Below are 7,143 nucleotides of genomic sequence, written 5' to 3'. Positions count from 1 at the left end.
GTTTCGGCAGACGCATCACGCGGTCGGAGCGGACCCGGCCGACCAGCTCGACCGGCAGGTCACGCAGAACCCAGGCCAGGCGGGTGACGTCGTAGCCGGCGTCGCTGACGATCACGATCTTCGGGTCCCCGGCCTGCCACTGGCCTGCGGTGACGAGCCGTTCGACGACATCCCGCAGCTGATCGGCGGTGATCGCGGTCGCGTCATCCGCCGGTCCGAGCCGGACCGCGTCCAGGATCGCGGTCCAGGAGGTGGCGCCCGGCTCCAGCACGGCGACGAAGGAGTAGGGCCAGCCCGGGATGAACTGCGACGCCGTCTTCGCACGCCCATAGACGTGGCAGAACAGCCGCTCCGCCGACCACGGCGCGTCCGAGCGCAGCCACGGTGACACATCGACTGCCAGCACCAGACGGCCGCCGTCGAAACGCGGCAGCGACAGCCCGGCCAGCACTGTCCGCAGCCGGTCCATGTCGATCCGGCCATGGTTCAAGCCGCCGTACATCGCTCGTGCCCACGACGATGCTCGGGCAGCAGCGTCAAGTCCACCAGGGACTTCACCGCACCGTCCGCGCACAACAGAGCGTCGGACAGCTCGAACAATTCATCGCGCCGAGCAGTCAGACACTCGTAGGAATCTCCCCGGATTCCTAATGCTTTCTGTCAAGTCGCGGGAGCTGTGGGGGGCACGACTTCATAGGTCCGTCCGTCGCGCAGAAGGGCCCAGAGGACGTTGACGCGGCGGCGGGCGAGGGCGAGGACCGCTTGGGTGTGGCGCTTGCCCTCGGCGCGCTTGCGATCGTAAAACCGTCGCAAATCCTCGCAGTAGCGGATGCTGAACATCGCTGAGGTGTAGAAGACGCGCTGGAGGCGGCGGTTGTACCGCTGGGGGCGCCGGAAGTTGCCGCTGATCTTGCCTGAGTCACGAGGGACCGGGGCGACTCCTCCGAAGCCGGCAAGGCGGTCTGGGGTGCCGAAGAGGCTCATGTCACCGCCGGTGGCGGCTACGAACTCGGCGCCGAGGATGACACCCAGGCCGGGCATGCTGGTGATCACCTCGAAGGATGGGTGGTCACGAAACCGGGCCTCGATGAGCTTGTCGAGCTCACTGATCTCCTGGTTGAGGTCCATCACCTCCTTCGCCAGCGTATGCACCATCCGAGCGGCCAGCTTCTCCCCAGGGATACTGGTGTGCTGGCGATCGGCGGCATCGACGGCTTTCTCGGCGAGCTGGTCAGCACGGATGACGCTGCGGTTCCGCAGCCAGGTTGCGAGCCGCTTGGCCCCGATCCGGCGGATGGCAACCGGGGTCTGGTAGCCCGTCAGTAAGAGCAGGGGACCGGTGTTGTTCAAGTCCAGGACACGTTCCAGGGCGGGAAAGATGCCATTGAGCTGGGCGCGGAGTCGGTTGATGGTGCGAGTGCGGTCGGCGACCAGGTCCAGGCGTCGGTTGGTGAGGATCTTGAGGTCGGTGGCTGTCTCGTCGCCGACGCGTAAGGGGTGAAGGTCACGGCGGACGCGGACCTGGTCGGCGATGACCGCGGCATCCTTGGCGTCGGTCTTGCCCTCGCCGCGGTAGCCCTCGGAGGCCCGGTGGATGGCCCGGCCGGAGATGTAGTGGACCGGCTGGGCGTGATTGAGGAGGATCGTGATGGCCAGCGCGGCACCACCGTCGGCAAGATCAATGCCCCAGGTCGCCTCGTCGCCAGGGCGAGCACGTCGGCGAGAAGTTCGAGCAGCTCGGGTTCGTCGTTGGCGACGCGTCGGGAGAGCAGCCTGCGGCCGCTGTCATCGATCGCGACGCAGTGGTGATGGGTCTTGCCGGCGTCGATTCCGGCCCAGATCGCGGCCATGTGGTGCCTCCGTGAGGTGTGCTGCTGGTGCCTCCCGACGGACGACCTCGCTGTCGATTCCCTACTCAGCGATCATTCGCAATTCCTAATTGGCAGCCGAGTCGTCGTGGGTCGTCGGGTGGCCAATCCGGGCAAGCCACAAGCGGCAGAAGCGTGAAAGCCACACCCGACGCCCCTGGGTGGGTGAACCATACGGAGGGCTCACCACATCCCGCAGAACAACGTAGGGAAGCGTGACGCCTCCGCGAACGCTTCCCTCCGGACAGCATCAGGCAGCAGACTCACCCTCACGGCCTTCGTCGTGGTCACGTGCACCTTGGTCGGAGCACATGATCAGACGAAGGCCGCCCCCACATCCGGCGAACCCCCATGCGAGCGAATCAGTTCGAGACGTCGTTCGAGATGGCGACATAGGCTCTCACCGTGCCCACTCTCCTGGACCTTCTGCAGTCCCTCGACGAACAGCCTGCCGAAGCGGTGATCTACGCGGCCAAGCCCTGGACGGCCGCCTCAGACGCGGCCGTCGCAGCATTCGACACGCCGCCGCCCAACCTTCCTTATCTACTCGAAGTCGTGCTGACGCAGGACGTCCTCGAAGTCTGGTCGTCCTGGCGAGACGGAGCCCGGCCCAACGCCTTGGAGAAATGCCAGGCGGTCATCCACTACGCCGAGCACGACGCGTACCTGGACGTACATCACTGAACATCGCCACGCAGCAACAATGGCTTCGGCCATCGTTGATAAAGAACTTCCCAATGACGATGTCAAGTCGCCGTTGTGACGGTCGGTAGGGGCTCGTAGCACTCTCCGTCGCGGAGCATGGCCCACAAGACGTTGGCTCGTCGACGGGCCAGAGCGAGCAGAGCCTGCTTGTGCCCCTTGCCCTCGTTCCGTTTGCGTCCGTAGTAGGCCTGGGAGGCGGAGCAGGTTCTCAGGCTGGCCATTGCGGAGAGGTAGAAGGCCCGGAGCAGGCCGCGGTGGTAGCGGCGTGGGCGGCGCATGTTGCCGCTGACGCGGCCGGAGTCGCGCGGCACTGGTGAGAGGCCGGCGAAGCACGCCAGGCGGTCGGCCGTCCCGAAGGCTTCAAGGTCTCCGCCGGTGGCGGCGATGAACTCGGCGCCGAGGAGGGTGCCCATGCCTGGGAGGCTGCGGATCACCGTCGCGTGTCGGTGTTCGTTGAACCGGGCTTCGATGAGAGTGTCGATCTCGGCGATCTCGCGGTCGAGTGCCTGCAGGCCCTTGGCGATGCGGGCGACCATGGCGGCCGCGAGGGTTTCTCCAGGCAGTGCGGTGTGCTGGGCCCTGGCCGCCTCGACAGCTATTTCGGCGAGCGCGGCGGCGTTCTTCACCTTGCGGTTCTTCAGCCAGGTTCCGATCCGCCTGGCCCCGCTGCGGCGGATCGCGGCCGGCGTCTGGTATCCGGCCAGCAGCATGACCGGACCTTTCTTGCTGAGGTTCAACGCCCGCTCCAACGCGGGGAAGAACTGCAGCAGTTGAGCCCGCAGCCGGTTGGTCTGACGGGTGCGGTCGTTGACCAGGTCGAGACGGCGGGCAGTCAAGATGCGCAGGTCGACGGCTATCTCGTCGCCGGGCCGCAGGAGACCGAGGTCCTGGCGCATGCGGGCCTGGTCGGCGATGACGAACGCGTCCTTCTCGTCCGTCTTGCCCTGGCCACGGTAGGCCGTCGACGCCTGGTGCACGGCCAGGCCGGTGATGTAGACCATGGGCTGTTCGTGGCTGAGCAGCAGGCCGATGAGGAGCGCGGCGCCACCGTGGTTGATGTCCACCGCCCACAGGGCGTCCTCGGAGAGCGCGAGTACGTCTGCGATCAACTCCAGCAGGGCCGGTTCGTCGTTGAAGACTCGACGTGAAAGGAGGCGTTCCCCCCGCTCGTCGACCACCACGCAGTGGTGGTGTTCCTTGCCGATGTCCACCCCGGCCCAGATCTGGGGCACGGTCACCTCCGCCAGCTCGTCGTCACACATCGATCCCGCAGACGACCTCGCCGACGTTGTCCTACACAGCGATCGAGTCGCGTATCCCAATTAGCGGTCGAGTCGTCGCGGGGCTCCGAGCGGCCAAGTTCTTTGAGCCATCCAACGGCGACAAGCTCACAGCCATACCCGAAACCCCCGGGCCCGCCGATCTTACGAAGGACCAGCTCAGACCCACGCTTGGAAGGTAGGACAAGCTGAGCTTGGTGTTTAACCTCGGCCGTTCACCTGACCCGCTGATCTTGGTTCATTCCCGGGACAACAGGGCGGCCGTTCTTCACGCTTCGAGGTGTTGAGCAACGTTGCGTGAAGGAACGGCCGCTGGAAGCGCCTCGATGGCCAGTGGCTTGTCGGGACTTTCCGGTCCGCTGCTCGCGGGCCGGGTGCAGAGAAGGCGTGAGATCCCCCGCTGGGTGACCGCCGGCCCGGTCGGCATCGACGGCAGATGAGCAGGGAACCCCGACGAGCTTGCGTGACGCCGCGCCTGACGCCCCATGGGGAGAAGCGCTTCGACGCGCAACCTTTCGAACTCGATTGAGGTCCATGCGGATTAGCCCGTTCTCTCCGTCGTCAGGTTGCGCTAGGCTCCCGCAACGCGTCGAAGCGCTTCGACGATGACGCCTTCGACATGGGGAAGGACTTTCGACTCAATGGAGAGTTCTATGCCGAGTTCAACCGGTTTCACTCGCCGCCAGGTCATGACGACCTCCGCGGCCCTCGCCGTCACGGCGTTGTCCATCCCGACGGCCGCCCAGGCCGCTGCCCGGTCCACTGGTTCCGCCGCGTCGGCGTCCGCGCTGGACGTAGTCGCAAACATGCAGCCCGGCTGGAATCTGGGCAACAGCTTCGAGGCCATCGGCGCCGACGAGACGGCGTGGGGCAACCCGCGGGTGACCCAGGCGTTTTTCCGCAGGCTGAAGGCGCAGGGCTTCAGAAGCATCCGGATCCCGGTGACCTGGGGCCAGCACGAGGGCCCGGCTCCGACCTATACCCTCGACCCGGTGTTCCTGGCCAGGATCAAGCAGGTGGTCGACTGGGCCTTGGCCGATGGTTTTTACGTTCTGATCAACATGCACGGCGACGCGTGGCAGTGGGTGCCGAACATGCCGACCCAGCATGACGCGGTCCTGGCCCAGTACACGGCCACCTGGCAGCAGATCGCGGCCACCTTCCGGGACGAGCCGCGCCGACTGCTTTTCGAGAGCATCAACGAGCCCTTCTTCACCGGCAGCTCCGGCGATCAGCAGAACGCCGTTCTGATGAACGAGCTCAACACGACATTCCACTCCGTCGTGCGCGCGACCGGCGGAGGCAATGCCGACCGCCTGCTCGTCATGCCGACCCTCGGGGACACCCCGGATCAGGCCAAGATCGACACCCTGCTCGCCACCTTCTCCGCGCTCGACGACCCCAACCTCGTGGCCTCGATCCACTACTACAGCTTCTGGCCCTTCAGCGTGAACCTCGCCGGCTACACGACCTTCAACGCGGCCACCCAGCAGGACCTGACCGACACGTTCGACCTGCTGCACAGGGCCTTCGTGGCCAAAGGGATCCCGGTCGTCGTCGGTGAGTACGGGCTGCTCGGCTGGGACTCCGGCCCCGGCACGGTCGAACAGGGTGAGACGCTCAAGTACCTTGAGTATCTCGGCTACTACGCGCGGTACCGGGGCTTGACCACGATGCTGTGGGACAACGGCAGTCGCTTCAACCGCCGCACCATGCAATGGAACGACCCGAGCCTCTATGCGCAGATACGTTCCAGCTGGACCGGGCGCTCCGGCACCGCGTCCACCGATCAGCTCTTCGTGCCCAAGGGCAAGACCCCGACGGACGCGACGATCACGCTGAACCTCAACGGCACCAGGCTGCTGAGGATCGATGTCGGCACCCGCCCCCTGATCCGGGGCGTGGACTACACCGTCAGCGGCAACACGCTGACGATCGCAGCGGCGGCGCTCAGCCGGCTGACCGCGTCGCAGGAGTACGGCACGAATGCCGTCCTGTCCCTCCGGTTCACGGAAGGAATTCCTTGGGCCGTCAACGTCATCACCTATGACAAGCCGGTACTGACGAGCGCGACGGGTACGACAGCCTCGCTGGTGATACCCACCGCGTTCACCGGCGACAAGTTGGCGACCATGGAAGCCGTCTATGCCGACGGCACCGCCGCCGGTCCGCAGTCCTGGACGACGTACAAGCAGTTCAATGTGGCCTTCACACCGGACTACACCGCAGGCACGATCACCTTGCCGACCACGTTCTTCGACGGTGTCACCGACAACACCACCGTGACCCTCACCTTCCACTTCTGGAGCGGGGCGATCTTGACGTACACGCTGACCAGGTCCGGCACCGCGGTCACGGGCACCTCTGCCTGAAAACGGGTCCATCAGGAATGAGGCGATATCTCAGGTGGTGAGTTCGGCACGTTTCTTGTAGCAGGTCGGGCAGGACGCGACCGCCAGGACGCACGCCTGTGCGGGGGTCAGGCCCGGCCGGATGAGGTCGGCGAGCTCCTGGTCGACCATGCCGGGGAGCTCGCCGCCGTGCAGCGGCGCCGACGCCATCACCCGCAGCCCCGCGCCGGCGGCGGCCGGGAGCGGGCCCCGGCCGTGCAGGGCCTGCGTGATCGGCGTCATCATCACCAGGCTCACCGGCAGCTGGACCGCGACCAGGTGGTGCCGGCCGCCCGCGGCTTCGGCGGCCAGGGCGAGCAGCTCCCCCACCGTGAACGCCTCCTCTTCCACGCCCGCCCACGTGGCGATGCCGTACCCGGCCACGTGCCCGGCTGCCACAGCTTCCTCGAGGACGACGAACGCCTCCCGCATCGCACGGTGCAGGGCCACGCGGTCGCCGGGGTGGGCGCGCTCCGGGTTGTGCAGCAGGACCAGGTCCAGCCGCTCGCGCCCGAGCTGCTCGCGGTTGCGGCCGGTCTGCCAGCGCACGTAGTCCGGGGTGAGGCTGTGCCCGACCATGCCTGGTCCTCGGTGAGGACACCGGCGTTCACGGCATCGGCACCGGTGGCCGCGGTGAAGTAGCCGGCCTTCGTCGCGATCCGTAGGGCCGGGTGGTCGGCCAGGGCCCGGGGCCAGCAAGTCCTGAGCGCGGCCGGTGGCGTAGTTGGGGGCGGTGTCGATCCACCGCACGCCGGAGGCGGCCGCACGGACGGCCGCCTCCGGGATCGCCCGGCACCGGTAGGTGCTTAGAAGTCATCTCATTTGGTGAGTCGGCGGTAGCAGATGAGGGTGCAGGCGATGCTGGTGAAGGCGAGGAAGTGCTCGGCTTTGCGCTCGTAG

The 7,143-nt window shown here is 66.7% G+C and carries 4 protein-coding genes and 2 pseudogenes; 2 read left to right on the top strand and 4 right to left on the bottom strand.

Translation table 11 applies throughout. The annotated features are described in order from the left end of the window. Both ACFWWR_RS48155 and ACFWWR_RS48150 read right to left on the bottom strand, forming a co-directional pair. Positions 1–645 (bottom strand): annotated as a pseudogene (locus ACFWWR_RS48155) (transposase); the annotation flags it as partial. A gap of 15 nt (positions 646–660) precedes the next feature. Further along, positions 661–1,850 (bottom strand): annotated as a pseudogene (locus tag ACFWWR_RS48150) (IS110 family transposase). A 423-nt stretch (positions 1,851–2,273) separates the two neighbouring features. Between ACFWWR_RS48150 and ACFWWR_RS48145 the strand changes: the two are divergent. Further along, the gene (locus ACFWWR_RS48145; protein ID WP_384310708.1) at positions 2,274–2,552 is read left to right on the top strand and encodes a hypothetical protein; all 279 of its coding nucleotides are present in this window, start codon (positions 2,274–2,276) and stop codon (positions 2,550–2,552) included. A gap of 62 nt (positions 2,553–2,614) precedes the next feature. Here the strand turns inward: ACFWWR_RS48145 and ACFWWR_RS48140 are convergent, their stop codons facing one another. Next, a complete protein-coding gene (locus ACFWWR_RS48140; protein WP_384310707.1) occupies positions 2,615–3,835 on the bottom strand; it encodes an IS110 family transposase in 1,221 nt (406 codons plus the stop codon). A gap of 671 nt (positions 3,836–4,506) precedes the next feature. On the opposite strand from ACFWWR_RS48140, the gene ACFWWR_RS48135 reads away from it, so the two are divergent. Beyond that, the gene (locus tag ACFWWR_RS48135; RefSeq protein ID WP_384310706.1) at positions 4,507–6,225 is read left to right on the top strand and encodes a cellulase family glycosylhydrolase; all 1,719 of its coding nucleotides are present in this window, start codon (positions 4,507–4,509) and stop codon (positions 6,223–6,225) included. Positions 6,226–6,255: 30 nt separating this feature from the next. Here the strand turns inward: ACFWWR_RS48135 and ACFWWR_RS48130 are convergent, their stop codons facing one another. Beyond that, positions 6,256–7,029: an aldo/keto reductase gene (locus ACFWWR_RS48130; protein WP_384310709.1), complete on the bottom strand. Its 774-nt coding sequence runs from the start codon at positions 7,027–7,029 to the stop codon at positions 6,256–6,258. Between the last annotated feature and the right edge of the window lie 114 nt (positions 7,030–7,143).

The sequence above is a fragment of the Streptomyces sp. NPDC058678 genome (assembly GCF_042714835.1).
In the GTDB taxonomy this organism is placed as follows: domain Bacteria; phylum Actinomycetota; class Actinomycetes; order Streptomycetales; family Streptomycetaceae; genus Streptomyces.
This window is presented reverse-complemented; position numbering and strand designations above follow the sequence as displayed.

Coding starts and splice junctions, on each gene's coding strand:
- ACFWWR_RS48135 (WP_384310706.1), top strand. CDS start 4,507: ATGCCGAGTTCAACCGGTTTCACTCGCCGCCAGGTCATGACGACCTCC.
- ACFWWR_RS48140 (WP_384310707.1), bottom strand. CDS start 3,835: ATGTGTGACGACGAGCTGGCGGAGGTGACCGTGCCCCAGATCTGGGCC.